General features: G+C 71.1%; 12 protein-coding genes and 3 tRNA genes. 8 read left to right on the forward strand and 7 right to left on the reverse strand.

Annotated elements, in window-relative coordinates; translation table 11 throughout:
* Positions 1-14: 14 nt before the first annotated feature.
* The 4 genes from ABT288_RS17600 to ABT288_RS17615 form a co-directional block, all read right to left on the reverse strand.
* Positions 15-1,940 (reverse strand): ABC transporter ATP-binding protein, encoded by a 1,926-nt coding sequence (locus ABT288_RS17600; RefSeq protein WP_351608173.1) that lies wholly within the window; start codon positions 1,938-1,940, stop codon positions 15-17.
* The gene (locus tag ABT288_RS17605; protein WP_351608174.1) at positions 1,940-3,673 is read right to left on the reverse strand and encodes an ABC transporter ATP-binding protein; all 1,734 of its coding nucleotides are present in this window, start codon (positions 3,671-3,673) and stop codon (positions 1,940-1,942) included. The genes ABT288_RS17600 and ABT288_RS17605 overlap by 1 nt, the downstream gene beginning before the upstream one ends.
* Before the next feature lie 141 nt (positions 3,674-3,814).
* A complete protein-coding gene (locus ABT288_RS17610; protein ID WP_351608176.1) occupies positions 3,815-5,254 on the reverse strand; it encodes an FGGY family carbohydrate kinase in 1,440 nt (479 codons plus the stop codon).
* A 74-nt stretch (positions 5,255-5,328) separates the two neighbouring features.
* Positions 5,329-5,634: a YtxH domain-containing protein gene (locus ABT288_RS17615; protein WP_351608178.1), complete on the reverse strand. Its 306-nt coding sequence runs from the start codon at positions 5,632-5,634 to the stop codon at positions 5,329-5,331.
* A gap of 159 nt (positions 5,635-5,793) precedes the next feature.
* Between ABT288_RS17615 and ABT288_RS17620 the strand changes: the two genes are divergently transcribed.
* The 3 genes from ABT288_RS17620 to ABT288_RS17630 all read left to right on the forward strand — a co-directional run bounded on the left by ABT288_RS17620 (position 5,794) and on the right by ABT288_RS17630 (position 6,199).
* Positions 5,794-5,866 (forward strand) — tRNA-Asn (locus ABT288_RS17620).
* A 6-nt stretch (positions 5,867-5,872) separates the two neighbouring features.
* Positions 5,873-5,945, forward strand: a tRNA-Asn gene (locus ABT288_RS17625).
* 177 nt (positions 5,946-6,122) lie between these two features.
* A tRNA-Ile gene (locus tag ABT288_RS17630) sits at positions 6,123-6,199 on the forward strand.
* A 110-nt stretch (positions 6,200-6,309) separates the two neighbouring features.
* Here the strand turns inward: ABT288_RS17630 and ABT288_RS17635 are convergent.
* A complete protein-coding gene (locus ABT288_RS17635; RefSeq protein WP_351608181.1) occupies positions 6,310-8,484 on the reverse strand; it encodes an MMPL family transporter in 2,175 nt (724 codons plus the stop codon).
* A 159-nt stretch (positions 8,485-8,643) separates the two neighbouring features.
* Between ABT288_RS17635 and ABT288_RS17640 the strand changes: the two genes are divergently transcribed.
* A complete protein-coding gene (locus tag ABT288_RS17640; protein WP_351608183.1) occupies positions 8,644-9,267 on the forward strand; it encodes a TetR/AcrR family transcriptional regulator in 624 nt (207 codons plus the stop codon).
* A gap of 243 nt (positions 9,268-9,510) precedes the next feature.
* Here the strand turns inward: ABT288_RS17640 and ABT288_RS17645 are convergent, their stop codons facing one another.
* Complete coding sequence (locus ABT288_RS17645; RefSeq protein WP_351608185.1) at positions 9,511-10,635, reverse strand: BTAD domain-containing putative transcriptional regulator; 1,125 nt, start codon at positions 10,633-10,635, stop codon at positions 9,511-9,513.
* Between the two features lie 194 nt (positions 10,636-10,829).
* Between ABT288_RS17645 and ABT288_RS17650 the strand changes: the two genes are divergently transcribed.
* On the forward strand, positions 10,830-12,296 hold the full coding sequence (locus ABT288_RS17650; RefSeq protein ID WP_351608188.1) for an MFS transporter: 1,467 nt from the start codon (positions 10,830-10,832) through the stop codon (positions 12,294-12,296).
* A gap of 242 nt (positions 12,297-12,538) precedes the next feature.
* Here ABT288_RS17650 and ABT288_RS17655 read toward each other — a convergent pair whose 3' ends face one another.
* A complete protein-coding gene (locus ABT288_RS17655; protein WP_351608190.1) occupies positions 12,539-14,209 on the reverse strand; it encodes an FAD-dependent oxidoreductase in 1,671 nt (556 codons plus the stop codon).
* A gap of 626 nt (positions 14,210-14,835) precedes the next feature.
* Here ABT288_RS17655 and ABT288_RS17660 point away from each other — a divergent pair.
* The 3 genes from ABT288_RS17660 (at position 14,836) to ABT288_RS17670 (ending at position 17,921) form a co-directional block, all read left to right on the forward strand.
* Positions 14,836-15,435 carry a DJ-1/PfpI family protein gene (locus ABT288_RS17660; protein ID WP_351608193.1) on the forward strand — a complete coding sequence of 200 codons (600 nt, stop codon included), beginning with the start codon at positions 14,836-14,838 and terminating at the stop codon, positions 15,433-15,435.
* Positions 15,436-15,531: 96 nt separating this feature from the next.
* Positions 15,532-16,218, forward strand: coding sequence for an antibiotic biosynthesis monooxygenase family protein (locus ABT288_RS17665; protein ID WP_351608196.1), 687 nt, complete (start codon positions 15,532-15,534; stop codon positions 16,216-16,218).
* 221 nt (positions 16,219-16,439) lie between these two features.
* Entirely contained in the window at positions 16,440-17,921 is a 1,482-nt protein-coding gene (locus ABT288_RS17670) for an FAD-dependent monooxygenase (protein WP_351608199.1), read from the forward strand.
* The last annotated feature ends 42 nt before the right edge of the window (positions 17,922-17,963 follow it).

Genomic DNA, 17,963 nt, shown 5'->3' on the forward strand with positions numbered 1-17,963 from the left:
CGGCCCCCGTGCGGCTAGTCCACCTCGGCCACGGCCTGCGCGAACTGGGCCTTGTACAGCCGGGCGTACGCACCGTCGGCCGCCAACAGCTCGGTGTGCGCGCCCTGTTCCACGATCGAGCCGTTCTCCATGACGAGAATCGTGTCCGCGTCCCGGATGGTCGACAGCCGGTGCGCGATCACGAACGACGTCCGCCCCGCCGCCAGCTTCGCCATCGCCTTCTGGATCAGCACCTCGGTGCGGGTGTCGACCGAACTCGTCGCCTCGTCCAGCACCAGGATCGTCGGGTCGGACAGGAACGCCCGCGCGATGGTGATGAGCTGCTTCTCACCGGCGCTGACGCCCGTGCCCTCGTCGTCGATCACGGTGTCGTACCCGTCGGGAAGGGTGCGGACGAACCGGTCGGCGTGCGCAGCCCGTGCCGCCTCCTCGATCTCCCCACGGGTGACCTCCCTGGACGCCCCGTACGCGATGTTCTCCGCGATCGTGCCGCCGAACAGCCAGGTGTCCTGCAGCACCATGCCGATCCCGGACCGGAGTTCGTCCCGGGACATCTTCCGGATGTCGACCCCGTCGAGGGTGATCCGGCCGCCCGAGACGTCGTAGAACCGCATCAGCAGGTTGACCAGCGTGGTCTTGCCCGCGCCCGTCGGACCGACGATCGCCACCGTGTGACCCGGCTCCACCGTGAGCGAGAGGTCCTCGATCAGCGGCTTCTCCGGGTCGTACCGGAACGACACGTGCTCCAGCCGCACCCGGCCGCGCAGCTCCGCCGGCCGCTCGCCCGGCACCGGATCCGCCTCCTGCTCCTCCGCGTCCAGGAGTTCGAAGATCCGCTCGGCCGAGGCGACACCGGACTGCACCAGGTTCGCCATCGACGCCACCTGGGTCAGCGGCATCGAGAACTGCCGCGAGTACTGGATGAAGGCCTGGACGTCACCGATGGACAGGGAACCCGAGGCGACGCGCAGGCCGCCGACCACCGCCACCAGGACGTAGTTCAGGTTCGACACGAACATCATCAGCGGCTGCATGACACCGCTGTTGAACTGCGCCTTGAACGCGGCCTCGTACAGCGCCTCGTTCTGCTCGGCGAACTGCTTCGCCGACTCCTGCTGCCGGCCGAACACCTTCACCAGGGTGTGCCCGGTGTACATCTCCTCGACGTGCGCGTTCAGCTTGCCGGTGGAGCGCCACTGCTGCACGAAGTGCGGCTGCGAGCGCTTGCCGACCCGGGTGGCCACCAGGAACGACAGCGGCACGGTGACCAGGGCCACCAGTGCCAGGATCCAGGAGACGTAGAACATCATCGCGAGCACGCCGATGATGGTCAGCAGCGAGTTGATCAGCTGGCCCATCGACTGCTGGAGCGTCTGACCGATGTTGTCGATGTCGTTGGTCGCGCGGGAGAGCACCTCGCCGCGCTGGCGCTTGTCGAAGTACGACAGCGGCAGCCGCGACAGCTTCGCCTGCACCGACTCGCGCATCCGGTACATCGTGCGGTTCACGGCCCGGTTGACCAGCCGGGTCGCCACCGCCATCAGCAGGCCGGCGACCAGGAACGTGCAGAGCGCGAGCAGCAGGACGTCGCCGACGGCACCGAAGTCGATGCCCTTGCCGGGCGTGAAGTCGGTGCTCTTCAGCATGTCCGCGATGGAGCCCTTGCCATGGGCCCGCATCTGGTCGAGGACCTGCTGCTTGGTGGCCCCCGCCGGCATCTGCCGGCCGATGATGCCGGCGAAGACCAGGTCGGTGGCCCTGCCGAGGATCTTCGGGCCGATCACGCTGAGGGTCACGCTGACGACCACGCACAGCAGCAGGCCGTAGATCGTGAGCCGTTCGGGTTTGAAGAGGGAGACGAGCCGTTTGCCCGACCCCTTGAAGTCCATCGAGCGCTGGTCGGGCCCGCCCCCGGCCATCATGCGCATGGGCCCGGCCATCAGGCAGCCTCCGCTTCCGTCAGCTGGGAGAGCACGATCTCCCGGTACGTCTCGTTGCCCGCCATCAGTTCCCGGTGCCGGCCGGAGCCGACCACCCGGCCCTCGTCCATCACGATGATCCGGTCCGCCTCCCGGATGGTCGCCACCCGCTGGGCGACGATGACGACGGTCGCCTCGGCGGTCTCGCGGGCGAGCGCGGTGCGCAGGGCCGCGTCGGTGGCGTAGTCGAGCGCGGAGAAGGAGTCGTCGAAGAGGTAGATCTCCGGGCGCTGGACCAGGGTGCGCGCGATGGCGAGGCGCTGGCGCTGGCCGCCGGAGACGTTCGTACCGCCCTGCGCGATGGGCGCGTTCAGGCCGCCCTCCAGCTTGCTCACGAAGTCCTTGGCCTGCGCCACCTCCAGCGCGTGCCACAGCTCCTCGTCGGTGGCGTCCGGGTTGCCGTAGCGCAGGTTGGTGGCGACCGTCCCCGCGAACAGGTACGGCTTCTGCGGCACCAGCCCGACCGTCCGCGCGAGCAACCGGGGTTCGACCTCCTGGACGTCCACGCCGTCGACCAGGACCTCGCCCTCGGTGGCGTCGAACAGCCGCGGGACCAGCCCGAGCAGGGTCGACTTGCCGCTGCCGGTCGAGCCGATCACGGCGGTCACCTCACCGGGGCGGGCCACCAGGTCGATGGACTTCAGCACCGGCTCCTCGGCCCCCGGATAGCGGAAGCCCGCACCCCGGATCTCGAGGTGGCCGTGGCGGCGCAGCTCGGCGACGGGCGCGAGGGGCGGCACCACGCTGGAGTCGGTCCCGAGGACCTCCTCGATGCGCTCGGCGCACACCTCGGCGCGCGGCACCATCATGAACATGAAGGTGGCCATCATCACGGACATCACGATCTGCATCAGATAGGCGAGGAACGCGGTCAGGTCGCCGATCTGCATCCCGCCGCTGTTGATGCGGTGGGCGCCGAACCACACCACCGCGATCGACGACAGGTTCACCACGGTCATGACGATCGGGAACATCAGCGCGAGCATCCGACCGGTGGCCAGCTGCATCTCGGTCAGGTCGCCGTTCGCCTTTCCGAAACGGCCCATCTCGTACTCGTCGCGGACGAAGGCGCGGATCACCCGGTTGCCGGTGATCTGCTCGCGCAGCACCCGGTTCACCGTGTCCAGGCGGACCTGCATCGACCGGAACAGCGGCCGCAGCCGGCGCACGATCAGCGTCACGGAGATGCCGAGCACCGGGACCACCGCCACCAGCACCCCGGACAGTGGCACGTCCAGGCCGAGCGCCAGCACGATGCCGCCCACGCACATGATGGGCGCCGACACCATCAGGGTGAACGTCATCAGGGCCAGCATCTGGACCTGCTGTACGTCGTTCGTCGTACGGGTGATGAGGGAGGGCGCTCCGAAGTGACCCACCTCCCGCGCGGAGAAGGACTGCACCCGGTCGAAGACGGCGCCGCGCACGTCCCGGCCGAGCGCGGAGGCGGTCCGCGCGCCGTAGTACACGGCGCCGATGTTGCACACGACCTGTGCGAGCGAGATGCCGATCATCAGGGCGCCGAAGGACAGGATGTAATCCGTGTCACCCTTCACGACACCGTTGTCGATGATGTGCGCGTTCAGCGTGGGCAGGTAGAGGGTGGCGCAGGTCTGCAGGAACTGCAGCAGCACCAGGAGGGCTATGGGCTTCTTGTAGGGCCTGAGATAGGTCCGCAGGAGTCGTATGAGCACGCTAGGTCTCTCGGAGTCGGCGGGTGGGGGCTGGTCGGTTGCCCCTGGCCCCTATCGTCGGTCACTCCACCCGCGTTACCTCAACCGATTAACCCGACAGCGGACCAAAGGCCGAGGGTCCTCGGCCGCCGGCCCTACGTCTCACCCGCGGAACGCCCCCGGGTGGGTCTGCTCCCGCACCGCCGTGAACTGCTGCCGCACCGCCTGCCCCACGGCCAGCTCGTCGCCCGGCTCCAGCACCTGCGCCGCCGCGCCCTGCCAGGCCGGCGGGGTGCGCGGATCGAGGGTGCCCTGCGACACGCCGAGCGCCCAGGCCGCCTGCCGGGCCGCGCCGATCGCCGCGTAGTCCGCGGGCTGCGGTACGACGACCTGCGCGCCGAACAGCGAGGGCGCCGAGGCCTGTACGGCGGGCAGCTCGGCGGCCGGGCCCAGCAGGAAGATCCGCCGTACGTCCACGCCCCGCCCGCGCAGCACGTCCAGCGCGTCGCCGAGCCCGCACAGCATGCCCTCGAACGCGGCCCGCGCCAGATGCTCGGGCTTCATCGACTCGCGCCTCAGGCCCGCGAGAGTCCCGGCGGTGTGCGGCAGATTCGGCGTCCGCTCACCCTCCAGATAGGGGAGCAGGACCAGCCCGTGCGCGCCCGGTGTGGACTTCATCGCCAGCTCTGACAGGCTCTCCAGGTCCGGCAGCCCGAGGAGTTCGGCGGTCCCGCGCAGGGCCCGTACGGCGTTCAGGGTGGTCACGACCGGCAGGTGCATGCCGGTGGCGTCGGCGAGCGAGGTGATCATCCCGGACTGGTCGGCGAGCGCCTCGGGGTGCACGGCCATGACGGACCCGGAGGCCCCGAGCGACACCACCGCGTCCCCCAGCCCGATCCCGAGCCCGAACGCGGCGGCCATGGTCTCCCCGGTCCCGGCGGAGATCAGCAGCCCCTCCGGGGTCGTACCGGCCGCGTCCGACGGGCCGATCACCTCCGGCAGCATCGCCTGGTGGCCGAGCGCCAGCTCGACCAGGTCGGGCCGGTAGGCGCCGGTGGCCGCCGACCAGTACCCGGTGCCGGAGGCGCCGCCGCGGTCGGTGGTCCTGCGCACCGGCCGCCCGAGCAGCTGCCAGACCAGCCAGTCGTGCGCCTGGAGCAGTACGGCCGTCCTGCGGGCGTTCTCCGGCTCGGTCTTGGCGAGCCAGCGCAGCTTGGTGACGGGCTGTGCGGCCGACGGTACGCATCCCACGGCCTGCGCCCAGGCCTCCCGTCCGCCGAGCGCGTCGACGAGGTCGGCCGCCGCGACCTGGGCCCGCTTGTCGCCGCCGACCAGCGCCGGGCGCACGGTGTTGCCCTGGGCGTCCAGCGGGACCAGCGCGTTCTGCTGGGCCGACACCCCGATGGCCTGCACGCCCTCGAGGAGGCCGCCGCCGGCCGCCTCGCCGAGGGAGAGCAGCCAGGCCTGCGGATCTATGTCGCTCGGGCGGCCCTCCACTGGGTGCGAGGCGTATCCCTGCCGCAGTACGGCACCGGTGTCCGTGTCGCAGACCACGATGCGTGTGAAGTCCGGTGAGCTGTCCAAGCCGGCGACTATCCCCATGCCCTGAATTTTGCAGCATTCCTGTGGATGCGGTGGCCGAGGGCGGCCAAGGGGGTGTGGGGAAGTGTGCGGCCCTACGTGTTGCTGGTGCCCCAGTCGTCCTCCGGCGTGCCGTTCAGGTTCCGCTCGCGGAGGGAACGTACCCGCTGGGCGACGGTCTCGGGGACCCGGTCGCCGACCTTGTGGCTGACCGTGTGGAAGGCCTTGCCGGCGTACTGGCGGCCCTGCTGGGCGGCGGTCTCGGCCGTGTTGCGGACGGCCGGGTTCTGCGCGATCCGCCGAGCGGACTTCTTCAGCTGCTCGTAGCGCTCGCGTCCGGCCCTCGTGCCGAGTACGTAACCGAGGGCCAGTCCGGCGACGAACGTGAGCCGGTAGCGCATGGCTGCCACCCTTCCCTTGCCTGGGTCTGCTGGAGCGACGTGGGCGCCGGGGGAACCGATTGGCGGAGCACCCCCCTGCTTGCGCTAATGTATGTGTCGCAGCGAGCGCCCGCCCCCTGGCGAATACCCAGGTAGGTACGTTCGATGCAATCGAGGCGATCCTCCGTAGCTCAATTGGCAGAGCAGCCGGCTGTTAACCGGCAGGTTACTGGTTCGAGTCCAGTCGGGGGAGCTTCGGTCCTCCGTAGCTCAATTGGCAGAGCAGCCGGCTGTTAACCGGCAGGTTACTGGTTCGAGTCCAGTCGGGGGAGCGCGATGAACGAGGACCCCTTGGGGGTCCTTTTTCATGTCCGCGGGAACCGCCGCGCCTGCGTCCATGTCCTCAAGGTCATGAGCAGCGCAGAAGCCGACCATCCTGAAGCAGGAGATCGTATGAGCGGCTATGCTGCGGCAGCAGGCGCGCACACTTGTACGCGACACGCCGCTATGGGGCGGTAGCTCAGCCGGTTAGAGCAGCGGACTCATAATCCGTCGGCCGTGGGTTCGAGTCCCACCCGCCCCACCAAGAACGGGTAAGAGAATCGTTCTGAACTGTGCAAACGCGTGCGGCGGCGCGAAGTGGGGGCCGGTGTGGCCCCGTTCGCGCCGCCGCGTGGGGCGTCGGGGTGGCCGGCCTCAGGCGGTCGGCACCTTCACGGGCTCCTGACCGCTCAGGGTCTCCTCCTCGATGCGCGGCAGGCACCGGTCGAGCCAGGACGGCATCCACCAGTTCGCCTTGCCCAGGACTTCCATCGCCGCCGGCACCAGCACCAGCCGCACGATCGTCGCGTCGACGAGCACCGCGACCGCGAGCCCGAGGCCGATCTGCTTGACCGCCACATCGGGTGTGGCGACGAACCCGAGGAAGACCAGGAACATGATCGCCGCGGCGGCGGTGATCACGCGCGCGGTGACCACGAGGCCCCGGGTCACGGCCGTGGAGTTGTCCGAACCGCGCAGCCACACCTCCCGGATCCGCGACAGCAGGAACACCTCGTAGTCCATCGACAGCCCGAACAGGATCACGAACAGGAAGACGGGCACCCAGGTCGTGACGGGCATCTTCTCCGGGAAGCCGAACAGCTTCCCGGCCCAGCCCCACTGGGCGACGGCGGTCAGCACGCCGTAGGAGGCGGTGACCGACAACAGGTTCATCACCGCCGCCGTCAGCGCGATCACCACCGACCTGAACATCGCGAGGATCAACAGCACCGACAGCACCACGACTGTGGCGATCACCCAGGGGAGCCTGCGCCCCATGAAGTCGGCGAAGGTGACGTTCCCCGCGTTGGGGCCCGTCAGGTACGCGTGCATCCCGGTTCCGGCGGTCGCTCGTGGCAGCGTCGTCGTATTCAGCGTGTTGACGAGCGCGTTGGTCTCCGGGGCCTGCTTCTGCGTCGTGGGGTAGGCGACGATCATCAGGGCCTTGCCGTCGGAGGAGGTGACCGGCGGTGTCACCTCGGCCACGCCCGGCACCGTCCGCAGCGCGTCGACGATACGCCCGCCGTCCGACGCGGCGGCGTCCGGTCGGGGCAGCTTGGCCGCCACGATCAGGGGGGCGTCGAACCCGGGGCCGAATCCCTCGGACATCGTCGCGTACGCCTTGTAGCCCATCGAGTGACGCGGCTGGGTCGAGTCGTCCGGCATCGACAGCTTCATGGCCAGGGCGGGCGCGGCCAGGGCCAGGATCACCACCGTGGAGGCGGCCACCGCCGTCACCGGGCGCCGCTGGATGAGCCGTGCCCACCGTTCGGCGGGATGCGGTCCGCTCTCCGCCGCGTCCGGAGCCTCGTCCGCGGCGGGCCGCCGGCGGCGGAGCGTGAAACGCGACGGCCTGGCCAGTCGCGTCCCGCTGAATCCGAGGAGTGCGGGCAGCAGCGTCAGCGAGGCCAGCACGGTCATGGCCACCGTCGCGGAGGCGGCCACCGAGACGCCGTTCATCAGCGATTCGCGCAGCACCAGCAGTCCGAGCATGCCGATCACGACGGTGGCCCCCGCGGTGAGCACCGAGCGGCCGGCCGTGCGCATCGTGGTCACCGTCGCCGTCTCCGGGTCGGCGCCCGACCGCAGTTCGTCGCGGAACCGCGTGACGATGAACAGCGCATAGTCCACACCCACGCCGAGGCCGATGCCCGAAGCGATGATCGCGGAGTAGGACGGCGCCGGGAAGAGGTGGCCGAGCAGCGCGAGCAGCGACAGGCCGGTGCCGATGCCGAAGAGGGCGGTCGCGATCGGCAGTCCCATGGCCAGCAGCGAGCCGAACGCGATGAGCAGCACGATCATGGCCGCCACGACGCCGAACGCGTCGGAGGATCCGCCGCCGGGCGTGTCGATGGTGTCCACGACGTCTCCGGCGAGGTTGAAGTCCACCCCGTGGCCGGAGGACGCGGTCGCGCGGTCCATCATCTTCTGGACCTCGGCGGTCGGGATGGACGCGCTCGGTTCGTCGAACTGCACCGTGGCGAACGCGATGTGCCCGTTCCGGGAGACGTGCGTGTAGGGGTCGCTCACCTCGGTGACGTGCGGCGCGCCACGCAGCGGTGCGATGGCCGCGCCCACGCGGGAGCGCACCGAGGCGTCGGTGACGGGCGCCGTGGATTTGATCGCCAGCGTGAAGCGGTCACCCGACTGCTGGTGGAAGTGCCGATCGAGCAGCGTCTGCCCGGGATCGCTGGTGTTGAAGTCGTTGTCGGAGCCGGCCCCGTACAGCTGCCACAGGGTGACCAGGCACGCCAGCGCGGCGATCCAGGCCATCAGTGTGATCCAGCGGTGACGGAAGCAAGCGCGGCCGACGATTCCCAGTGTCGACATCGTGATCTCCTACGAGCCTCGAAGTCGCGTTGCGTGCCGCAAGGCGGACCGGCTCGGTCGCATGGAGGAAGGAACCTGCCGGCAATCAAGCTAGGTCAGACCTAAACTTATGTCAAACCTAATCTTCGGCTCGCCCTAAGCCGCTGGTATCGTGGCAGCGTGACGACAGGACTGCGGGAGCGCCGGAAACAGGAGGCCCGGCAGGCGATCTCCGGTGTGGCGATGGAGATGTTCGCGGCCAAGGGCTTCGACGAGGTGACGATCTCTCAGGTCGCCGAGGCGGCCGGGGTGTCGAAGATGACCGTCACCAACTACTTCGCCCGCAAGGAGGACCTCGTCTTCGACCGGGCCGAGGTGATCATCCGCAGCCTGGCCGACGCGGTCGCCGCCCGGGCGCCCGGCGAGAGCCTGCTCACCGCGATCCGCCGGGACTTCGCCGAGCGGATCGCCGCGGGCGACGTCACCCTCGGCGTGCCCACGCCGGCCTTCGCCCGGATGGTGCAGAACAGCCATGTGCTCACCGGCCGGAGGCGGGAGATCGCCGATCTGTGCGAGCAGGCGCTCGGCGACGCCATCGCCGCGGAGTCCGGCGTGGACGACCCGCAGCAGCGGATCGTCGCGGCCCAGCTCGCCTCGGTGCACCGGGTGCTGTTCGCGGAAGGCGCCAGGCGCATCCTGGACGGTCAGTCGCGGGACGAGATCCGTCAGATCCTCGCGGAGGCCGCCCGCCAGGCCTTCGACCTGCTCGAACCGTCCCTGGGGGACTACGGCGTCAAGGCCTGAGCGGACCGGGTCCTCAGCCGCTTCCCCAATGGCCGGGCGCTCCGCGGCTGCTGATGTCCCGTCGCTTCCGTTCGGCGTGACCGCGGCCTGCGGTCTGCGGTCTGCGGCCCCGGCCCGGTCTGGCGACAGGGCCCGGCCCACGGTGTGTCCGTCCCTGTCGTCGTCCGTCCCGTGCCGCCGCCGGCCACCTGGTCGGCGAGCCGGCGGCGGTGTGTCCCTGTGGGCACGGTGAGAGCCGACGGTTCAGTCCGCCTTCTCGGCACAGTCGGGCCACGGCGGCTGCCCGTACGTGCGCCGTACGACGGGTATGTCCTGGCGGAGTACCCGCAGATGCGCCTCGGTGAGCGCCTCGCCGGGGTAGATCGCGAACTCGTGGTTCAGGCGGTCGCGCAGCTCCTCGTAGACGCGGAGGGCCGCCGCCTGCCGGCCGACCCCGGCGAGCGCGATCATCAGGTGGGCGTGGACGCGTTCGTCCAGCGGTTCCGCCGCCGCCAGTGCGTGCAGGCGGGGCAGCACCCGGTCGTGGAGCCCGAGACCGCAGGCGGCCTCGGCGTACCGCAGGATCGCATCGGCCTGCTGGCGCCGCTGGGCCGCCACCCCGGGCTGATCGTGCAGCACGTCGAGGTCGGCCAGAGGCTCGCCGCGGCACAGTCCCAGGGCCTGTTCGTACAGGGCGCACGCCCTCGGCTTCTCGCCGAGCGCCCACGCGGCCTCGGCATCGGCCGCCAGCGCCCTGAAGGAGAGCAGGTCGAGCTGCTCGACGGGGACGTTCAGCCGGTATCCGCCCCCGGCGGACGCGATGATCTCGTGGCCCTTCCCTTGCGGCGCCAGGAGCCTGCGGAGCCGGCTGATGTGCGCCTGGACCAGGTTCGGCGCGGTACTCGGGGCCGACTGCCCCCACAGCGCGTCCATGATGGAGTCCCGCCGTACGACGCCGCCCGCATTCATCGCCAGCAGGCCGAGCACCGCCCGGCGCCTGGGGGGTCCGAGCGGCAGCGGTGTGCCGTCGCGCGAGGCCTCCAGGGGGCCGAGGACCCGCAGCCACAGCCCCTGCCGTACTCCCGCCCTGCCCGGCGGACCGGCGTCCGGTGCCGCGGACTCGGTCACCGGCGCCGTGCGCCGCCGGGGCACGGTCATGCTGGAGGTCAGCTCCGCGGCTTCCCGGGGATCCAGGTCGAGCGCCTGCACCAGGGCCGCCTGGGATCCGGGTCTGGGCCGGCGCCTGCGGCCTTGTTCCAGGTCTCTGAGGGCGGCGAGGCTGAGGCCCGCCCTCGTGGCCAGTTCCTGCTGGGTGAGCCCTGCTCTGCGGCGATGGTGGCGTAACACGTCAGCCAGCCGGGCGGCCGGCTCCCCGTTGTCTCGGCGCATGCGCTTCCCGTTCCGTCTGTCCTGTTCGGATGAGGGGGGTGGCTCGCAGCCCCTCCATTCAGCGGTGTTCAACCCGGTCGAGCAACCAGCCCCTCAAAAAGGGAAGTTAAAGAACCGGTTGTCGCGAACCAGGGTCCCGACGCCCCCCATATCTTAGGTTTGACATAAGTTTAGGTCTGACACACCATGTGGGCATGACCCGAGAGACCACCGAGGCACCCCCTGCGCCCGGCGCCTCGCGACAGGACGGCCGCCATGGCCGGCGGGCCGTCGCCGTCGTCCTCGTCGGAGCTTTCATGGCCCTGCTGGACACCACGATCGTGAACGTGGCGCTGCCGTCGATCCGCACCGCCCTGCACGCCTCGCCCGCCGGCCTGGAGTGGATCGTGTCCGGGTACGCGCTGGCCTACGGCCTGGTCCTGGTTCCCGCCGGCCGCGTCGGCGACCGGATCGGCCACAAGCGGCAGTTCATCGCCGGGCTCGCGCTGTTCACGCTGGCCAGCGTGGCCTGCGGGATCTCCCGCACCACCGGCGAGATCATCGCCGCCCGCGTGGTGCAGGGCGTCGGAGCCGGGGTGTACTACCCGGCCATCTCCGCCACGATCCAGCTCACCTTCACCGGCCCCCGGCGGTCGAAGGCGTTCGGGACCCTGGGCGCCGTGATCGGGGCGTCCGCGGCGCTCGGGCCGCTGCTCGGCGGCCTGATCATCCAGGCCGCGGGCGCGGCCGACGGCTGGCGGTGGGTGTTCCTGGTCAACCTGCTCGTCGGCGCGATCGCGCTGCCGCTGGCCGCCCGGCTGCTCCCGGCACCGGTGGCGCGCATGCGGCGGGGAATCGACCCGGTCGGTCTCGCCCTGTTCACCGCGGGCCTGTTGCTGCTGCTCATCCCGCTGATCGAAGGACAGCAGAACGGCTGGCCCGGCTGGACCTACGGATGCATCGGCGCATCCGTGGTGGCACTGGCCCTGCTGGCGGTCTGGGAGGTGCGCACCGAACGGCGGGGCGGGGACGCCCTGCTCAAGCCGGCGCTGCTCGCGCGCGCGTCGTTCGCCGCCGGCGCCGCCCTCGCGATCGTCTTCTTCGCCGGCTTCACCAGCGCCTTCTTCGCGCTGTCCATCCTGTGGCAGGTGGGGCTCGGGCACAGTGCGCTGGCGAGCGGGCTGGTCGTGATGCCGTTCGCTTTCGGCAGCCTGGCCGGGGCGGCGGCCGGCGCCAGGCTCTCGGCACGGCTGGGCCGCACGGTGCTGCTCATCGGATGCGTGCTGGTCTGCGCCGGCCTCGTGGGAACCGCCGGGGTGCTCCATCTCGCCGCGCCGCATCCGGGCGGGTGGCAGCTGGTGGGCCCGCTGCTGGCCGCGGGGCTGGGCAGCGGCATGGTGATCGCGCCCAACCAGGACTTCGTCATGGCACACGTGCCGCGGGAGGAGGCCGGGACCGCGGGCGGCACCCTCACCACCGCGCAGCGCGTCGGCAGCGCCATCGGCATCGCGGTGGTCGGCACCGTTCTGTTCGGCACCCTCGACATCCGACCCGGCCGGGACACCCTGGCGCGGGCGTACGGTCACAGTGCCCAGCTCGCCATGCTGGCCGGCGCGGGCTTCGTCCTGGTCGCGCTGCTTCTGGTGGCCGCCCTCCCGCAGCGGGCCCCCGCGCGCCGCTGAGGCCGACGCCGACGCTCAACTCCCCCTCCGTGCCCGCCGGTTGCCGACCGGGACCGATGCACCCCATGCCGCCCGACGGGCACGCGCGCGCCGCCCGCGCCGGGGCCTTGGAGAAGGAGAGCCGGGGGGCCGGTGCCACCACCAGCGCGCCGAAGAGGGCACCGGCAGGCAGCGGCGCGCGCTCCTGCCGCTGGGCGCTGAACCCGGCGCCGTCGATCGGCGCCGGGCGTGGCGTGCGGTGGTCAGGGGGTTGCCGTCGGGTCGGGCAGCGGGGTTGCCGTGTGGTTGCCGGTGGGGGTCCGCAGTCCGAGGGAGGCGGCAGCGGCGGCCGGGTCGGACGAGCCCAGCCGGCCGGAGGCGGCGAGGTAGCCGTCCGGCCGGATCAGCAGCCAGCTGCCGCGCCGGGCCCGGAGTCCGTCCGCCAGCAGCCCGCCCGGATCCGGCAGCGGACCCGGCACCGTGTCGTCCCCGCCACGCGCATCCGGCGCCGGAACCGTGCAGACCCGCAGCACACCGTCGTACTCCTCGGCCAGTCGGCGCAGGGCCGGGCCGTCGCCCCTCCGGGCGAAGGCCAGCAGCAGCCAGCCGGGCCTGCGCAGCTCGGCGAGCAGCGAGCGCCAGCCGCCGGAGGCCGCCTCCTGGGAGGCCGTGACCCGGGCGACGCGCTCGCCCGCCGCCACCGCGAGCGCGGCGTCGGACCCGGCCGGCCCGGCCGGGTAGCTCAGGCCGAGCGCCGACATGCCGGCCATGATCTTCCGTTCGATCCTCGACTTCAGCGGCCTGACGTTCCGTACGACCGTGAACATCGTCCCCAGCCAGGCCGCCGCGACCGGGTTGCGCAGCTGCGTCAGCGCGGTGACGAACCGGGTGGAATCCAGCAACGTGGCCGCGACCGGGAGGCGTTCGGCTCCGAAGCTGTCGAGCAGGCGCGCGTCCGCGCGGCCGTGCCGGACGTCGGCGAGCTTCCAGGCCAGGTTGCAGGCGTCCTGGACACCGGTGTTGAGGCCCTGCCCGGAGGCGGGGCTGTGGACGTGCGCCGCGTCGCCCACGACGAAGCAGCGGCCCGACCGCATCGCGGGGACCATGCGCTGCTGGATGGTGAACACCGAGACCCAGCTCGGGGCCTCGACGGTGACCGGGGCGCCGATGCCGGCCTGGATCTTGCGGGCCAGACGCGCGGCGAGGGCCTCGCGGTCACCGGTGTCGACATGACCGACGTCCCGGGTGTCGACGAGCCGCCACCTTCCCTCGTCCGGGAACGGCACGAGCATCACCGTGCCCTCGCGGGTGCGCATCCAGTAGATGGAGTCGGGAGGCAGATCGCAGTGGACTTCGGCGTCGGCGATCAGCCAGGTCTCGGTCTGCTTGCCGCGCATCTCGAGGCCGAGGCGCTTGCGGACGGTGGAGTGGCCGCCGTCGGCGCCGACCAGCCAGGTCGCGCGGACCGACTCGGTGCCGCCGTCGGTCCGCGCCAGCTCGGCCGTGACGCCCTCGCCGTCGTCGGTGAAGCCGACGAGTTTCGTGCCCCACTCGATGCCGAGGCCCTGGCGGGTCACGGCGTCACGCAGGATCCGCTCGGCGCGGGCCTGGTCGATCATCACCGTGTAGGGGTAACGGGTCGGCAGACGGCCGTAGTCGGCGTCGAACCGGACCAGCCGGCCGCCGTTCTGGTAGAGCGTGAGGTGATCCACCCTGCGGCCCTGGGCGAGGATGTCGCGGACCACGCCCATCTGGTCGAACGTCTCCAGCGTGCGGGCGTGCATGCCGAGGGCGCGGCTGGTGGTGGCGGGGCCGTCGGCCGCGTCGACCAGGAGGACGGACAGACCGTTGCGGACCAGCTCGTGGGCGGCGGTCAGGCCGGCCGGACCGGCCCCCACGACCAGGACGTCACAGACGGTGGTGCACTGGGTCATGACAGCTCGCTTTCTCGCTCGGCGCGGGTGCGGTGAACGTTCGGCGCGGGGTGTGGTGAACGGTTCCCCGGCGATGCGGGTGCTCGGATGCCGGCAGGGCCGTGGCGATGCCTGGACGGTGCGGTGCCTGGACGGTGCGGGCCCGGCAGGCGGATGCGAACCGATGGCGGGCAAAGGGGCCGTGACCGACCCGGCGGAACTCCGGTCGACGGCGGTGAGTCCGCTCGCCCCGTCCGCCGGAGCCCCGGCGCGCCCGACAGTCTGCCACGGCCCCAGCGGCCAAGTCGCCCGTGGGCGACCGGCGTTCACCTCGTGAGACCTCGCCGTCCGCCCGGCCGTCGACCGCGTCCCGGTGCCGCCGGCGGTCGCTGTTGAACGCCCCGGCCCCGGCGCTAGGGTCGGCGCCAGCCGGCCTGCGACCCCCTCCGCGGCGCCGTGCCGGTGATCCCTGCCGGGCGCGCTCGTGCCACCCCGGAGCCCGGCCACCGGCCGGTCCGCGCCGTCGCAGGACGGCGTGACCTCGCCCTCGCGAGAGAGCGCGCGTGGCGCGTTTCCCCCCTGCGCGCCGGCATCGCACACGCCACGTATCGGGATCGGTTCCGGTCCACAACGGAAGGTAGGTACAGATGACCACGTACGGAATGCTGATCTTCGACGGCGCGGACGAACTGAACTTCACCGGCCCCTGGGAGGTGTTCAACGTCTCCTCGATCCTGCGCGACGACGCCGACACCTCCGTGCTGATCGCCCAGAACCGGGACGTCGTGAGCTGCCAGAAGGGCATGAAGGTGGTGCCGAGCCACACCCTCGAGGACCACCCGCCGCTGGACGTGCTGGTGGTGCCCGGCGGCAGCGGGACCCTGCAGCAGCTCCAGAACCCGGTGGTCACCGAGTGGATCAGGAAGACGGCCCCCAGCACCGCCTGGACCTCCAGCGTGTGCACCGGCGCCTTCCTGCTCCGCGAGGCCGGGCCGGCGCGCGGGCGCCGGATGGCGACGCACCACGCCTACCTCGAGAAGCTCAGGGCCTTCGGCGACGTCACGGTGGTCCCGGACGCGCGGTACGTCGTCGACGGCAATGTGATCAGCACCCAGGGCATCACGGCCGGCATCGACATGGCGCTGTGGGTCGTGGGACAGCTGCACGGCCGGGAGCACGCCCGCGCGGTGCAGTGGCGCCTGCAGTACTACCCCGCGCCGCCGTACCAGGCAGACGAGCCGCAGTAGTCCGCGGCGCGATCACCCGGACCCGCATCATCCCTGCCAACGAAAGGCGAGGAGACAGTGCCCTTCATCAATCCCAAGGACGGTTACCTCACCGTCATGAACCTGCTGAAGACCGACTCGGCGGAGAAGCAGCAGCGGCTGCTCGGCGCGGCGCGGCAGATCATCGACCAGGCGGATTTCCCCGGATGGATCTCGAGCACCATCCACGGCGGCCAGGACAGGTTCGGCACACTGAACTTCATCCAGTGGCGCAGTGCGGAAGATCTCGCCGCGTGGTACGCCGGTGAGATCTTCAAACACCATGACATGGCGCTGTTCCTGGAACTCCTCACCTTCGCCCGGCTGTTGCAGGCCGAGGCGGAACTGAGCCAGTGCCGCCCGGGGCTGGGTGACGTCGCCGAAATCTCGGCCGACCGCGACGACTACACGGTCGTCGAGGTCCTCGACGTGGCGCCGGAAAGCCAGAGCGCCCTGATCGCCGCTGTCGGCGCCGCTCACGAATGGCTGGTGGAAATCCCCGGGTACCGTTCGCAGAGCGTGCTGCGCGGCGTGCGCGCCCGCGGTCCCGAGGGCGACAACGCGCTCAAGGAGGTGGGCGCCGAGAACTCCTTCGTCGTCGTCTACTCGCAGTGGGACGGCAAGGAGGCCTACGACGCGTTCCGTGCCTCTCCCGCCGCACAGTGGTCGCCGGCGCGGCGCGCCACGGAAATCAAGCGGAACGCGCTGACGATTTCCAGCGACTGGAACAGTTACCGGGTCGAGCACTCCGGGTCCGCCGCGTAGCCGGCCGCGCTTCTTCCGCACATGTGTCACCGGGTCCTCCCGGCACGCCCCTGACCGGGTGTGCGCCGGGAGGACCCTTTTTGTGTTGCCGTTCAACTGCTTATGTGCACCAGTTGAACGGGGCCAGGGTCTGTTCAACCACCCCCGCCCGAACTGGATTTAACCCGCGGTCACCTGGATCCTTTTTCGAGGAGGTCACACGATTCCCAGGCGAGGGGTCCATGAGCGACCAACAGTCCATTCCTGCTGAAATACCCGTCCTCATCGTCGGAATGGGGCCGACCGGCCTCATGCTGGCCAGCGAACTCCAGTTGTGCGGTGTCGACTGCCTGGTGCTCGGCACCGCGGCAACCCCGGAGTGGGAGTCGCGCGCCCTGGGTTTCACGCCCAGTACTCTCGAGATATTCGCGCACCGGGACATGCTCGAGGAGTTCGGCCCGCTCGAGCTGAGTCATGCCGTGCATTTCGCGGGAATCGTCATTCCCGCCGATCACATCTCGTCCCCGCATCCGTCGGCCATGCGTTTTCCGCAGTACAGGACGGAGGCCGTGCTGCGGGGCAGGGCCACCCGTCTGGGCGCCGCCGTCCGGCCGGGACACACGGTGCGCGATGTCCGGGAACTCGAGGGAGCCCTGGAGACCGTCGCCGAGGGCCCCGGCGGAACCGTCACCGTACGCTCGCGGTACGTCGTCGGCTGCGACGGGGCGCACAGCACCGTGCGGAAGAAAGCCGGCCTCGAATTCCCCCTCACCCCGCCCAACGTGCAGATGCTGCTGGCCGACATCGAGCACGTGGGCCTGCCGAACAACCGTTTCGGGAAGAAGACGCCCCACGGAATGGTGATGTCCGGACCGCTCACCGACACGGTGGACCGGCTGATCGTCTGCGACTTCCACGCCGAGCCGCTCGAACGCGGCACCCGGGTCGAGGCGAAACACCTGGAACAGGCGTACCGGAACGTCACCGGTGAGGACCTCCCGGCCGGGAACATCCGCTGGGCGAGCTCCTTCAACGACGCCTCCGGCATGGCCCCGTGGTTCCGCATGGGCAACATCTTCCTGGCCGGCGACGCGGCCCACATCCACCTCCCCGCCGGCGGACAGGGAATGAACGTCTCCCTCCAGGACGCGGTGAACCTGGGCTGGAAGCTCGCGGCGGCCGTCCAGGGCTGGGCCCCGGACGACCTGCTCGACTCCTACGACACCGAACGCCGCCAGGCGGCCGCCGAGCTGCTGGCGAACACCCGGGCCCAGGGCCAGCTCTTCCTCCGCGGCGCGGAGGTCGACCCCATACGCGGCCTGCTGCAACGCCTCTTCACCATCCCCGAGGCCGCATCGCTCGCCGCGGACGAGGTCACCGGCATGGCGCTGCGCTACGACACGGGCGACGGCGCCCCCGAGCCCGTCGGCCGCCTGCTCCCCACCAGGCACCTGCGGCTGCCCGGTGAGGACGGCCCGCCCCACGGGCTGCTGCGCGAGGGCCGCGGACTCTTCCTGAGGTCCGGCAAGGACGCCGAGGACGACGAGACCGAAGCCCTCCTGCGCCGGTGGAAGGCGCGCGTGGACGTCACGACCGTGCCCGGGACCGGCGAGCGGTCCGACGCCGCCCTGCTGGTGCGCCCCGACGGCTACGTGGCCTGGACATCCCACGGGACCGAACCGCTCTCCGACGCGCTGACGCGCTGGTTCGGCACCGCCGGCTAGAGGACCTCCGCCGGCCGGAGGACCTCCGACACCGAGATCGGA

This window comes from Streptomyces sp. NPDC001093 (genome assembly GCF_040298985.1).
GTDB lineage: Bacteria > Actinomycetota > Actinomycetes > Streptomycetales > Streptomycetaceae > Streptomyces.

Excerpts from the sequence above, each read along its gene's own strand:
- ABT288_RS17600 (WP_351608173.1), bottom strand. The coding sequence starts at position 1,940 with ATGGCCGGGCCCATGCGCATGATGGCCGGGGGCGGGCCCGACCAGCGC.
- ABT288_RS17610 (WP_351608176.1), bottom strand. The coding sequence starts at position 5,254 with ATGGGGATAGTCGCCGGCTTGGACAGCTCACCGGACTTCACACGCATC.
- ABT288_RS17615 (WP_351608178.1), bottom strand. The coding sequence starts at position 5,634 with ATGCGCTACCGGCTCACGTTCGTCGCCGGACTGGCCCTCGGTTACGTA.
- ABT288_RS17635 (WP_351608181.1), bottom strand. The coding sequence starts at position 8,484 with ATGTCGACACTGGGAATCGTCGGCCGCGCTTGCTTCCGTCACCGCTGG.
- ABT288_RS17645 (WP_351608185.1), bottom strand. The coding sequence starts at position 10,635 with ATGCGCCGAGACAACGGGGAGCCGGCCGCCCGGCTGGCTGACGTGTTA.
- ABT288_RS17650 (WP_351608188.1), top strand. The coding sequence starts at position 10,830 with ATGACCCGAGAGACCACCGAGGCACCCCCTGCGCCCGGCGCCTCGCGA.
- ABT288_RS17655 (WP_351608190.1), bottom strand. The coding sequence starts at position 14,209 with ATGACCCAGTGCACCACCGTCTGTGACGTCCTGGTCGTGGGGGCCGGT.
- ABT288_RS17660 (WP_351608193.1), top strand. The coding sequence starts at position 14,836 with ATGACCACGTACGGAATGCTGATCTTCGACGGCGCGGACGAACTGAAC.
- ABT288_RS17665 (WP_351608196.1), top strand. The coding sequence starts at position 15,532 with ATGAACCTGCTGAAGACCGACTCGGCGGAGAAGCAGCAGCGGCTGCTC.
- ABT288_RS17670 (WP_351608199.1), top strand. The coding sequence starts at position 16,440 with ATGAGCGACCAACAGTCCATTCCTGCTGAAATACCCGTCCTCATCGTC.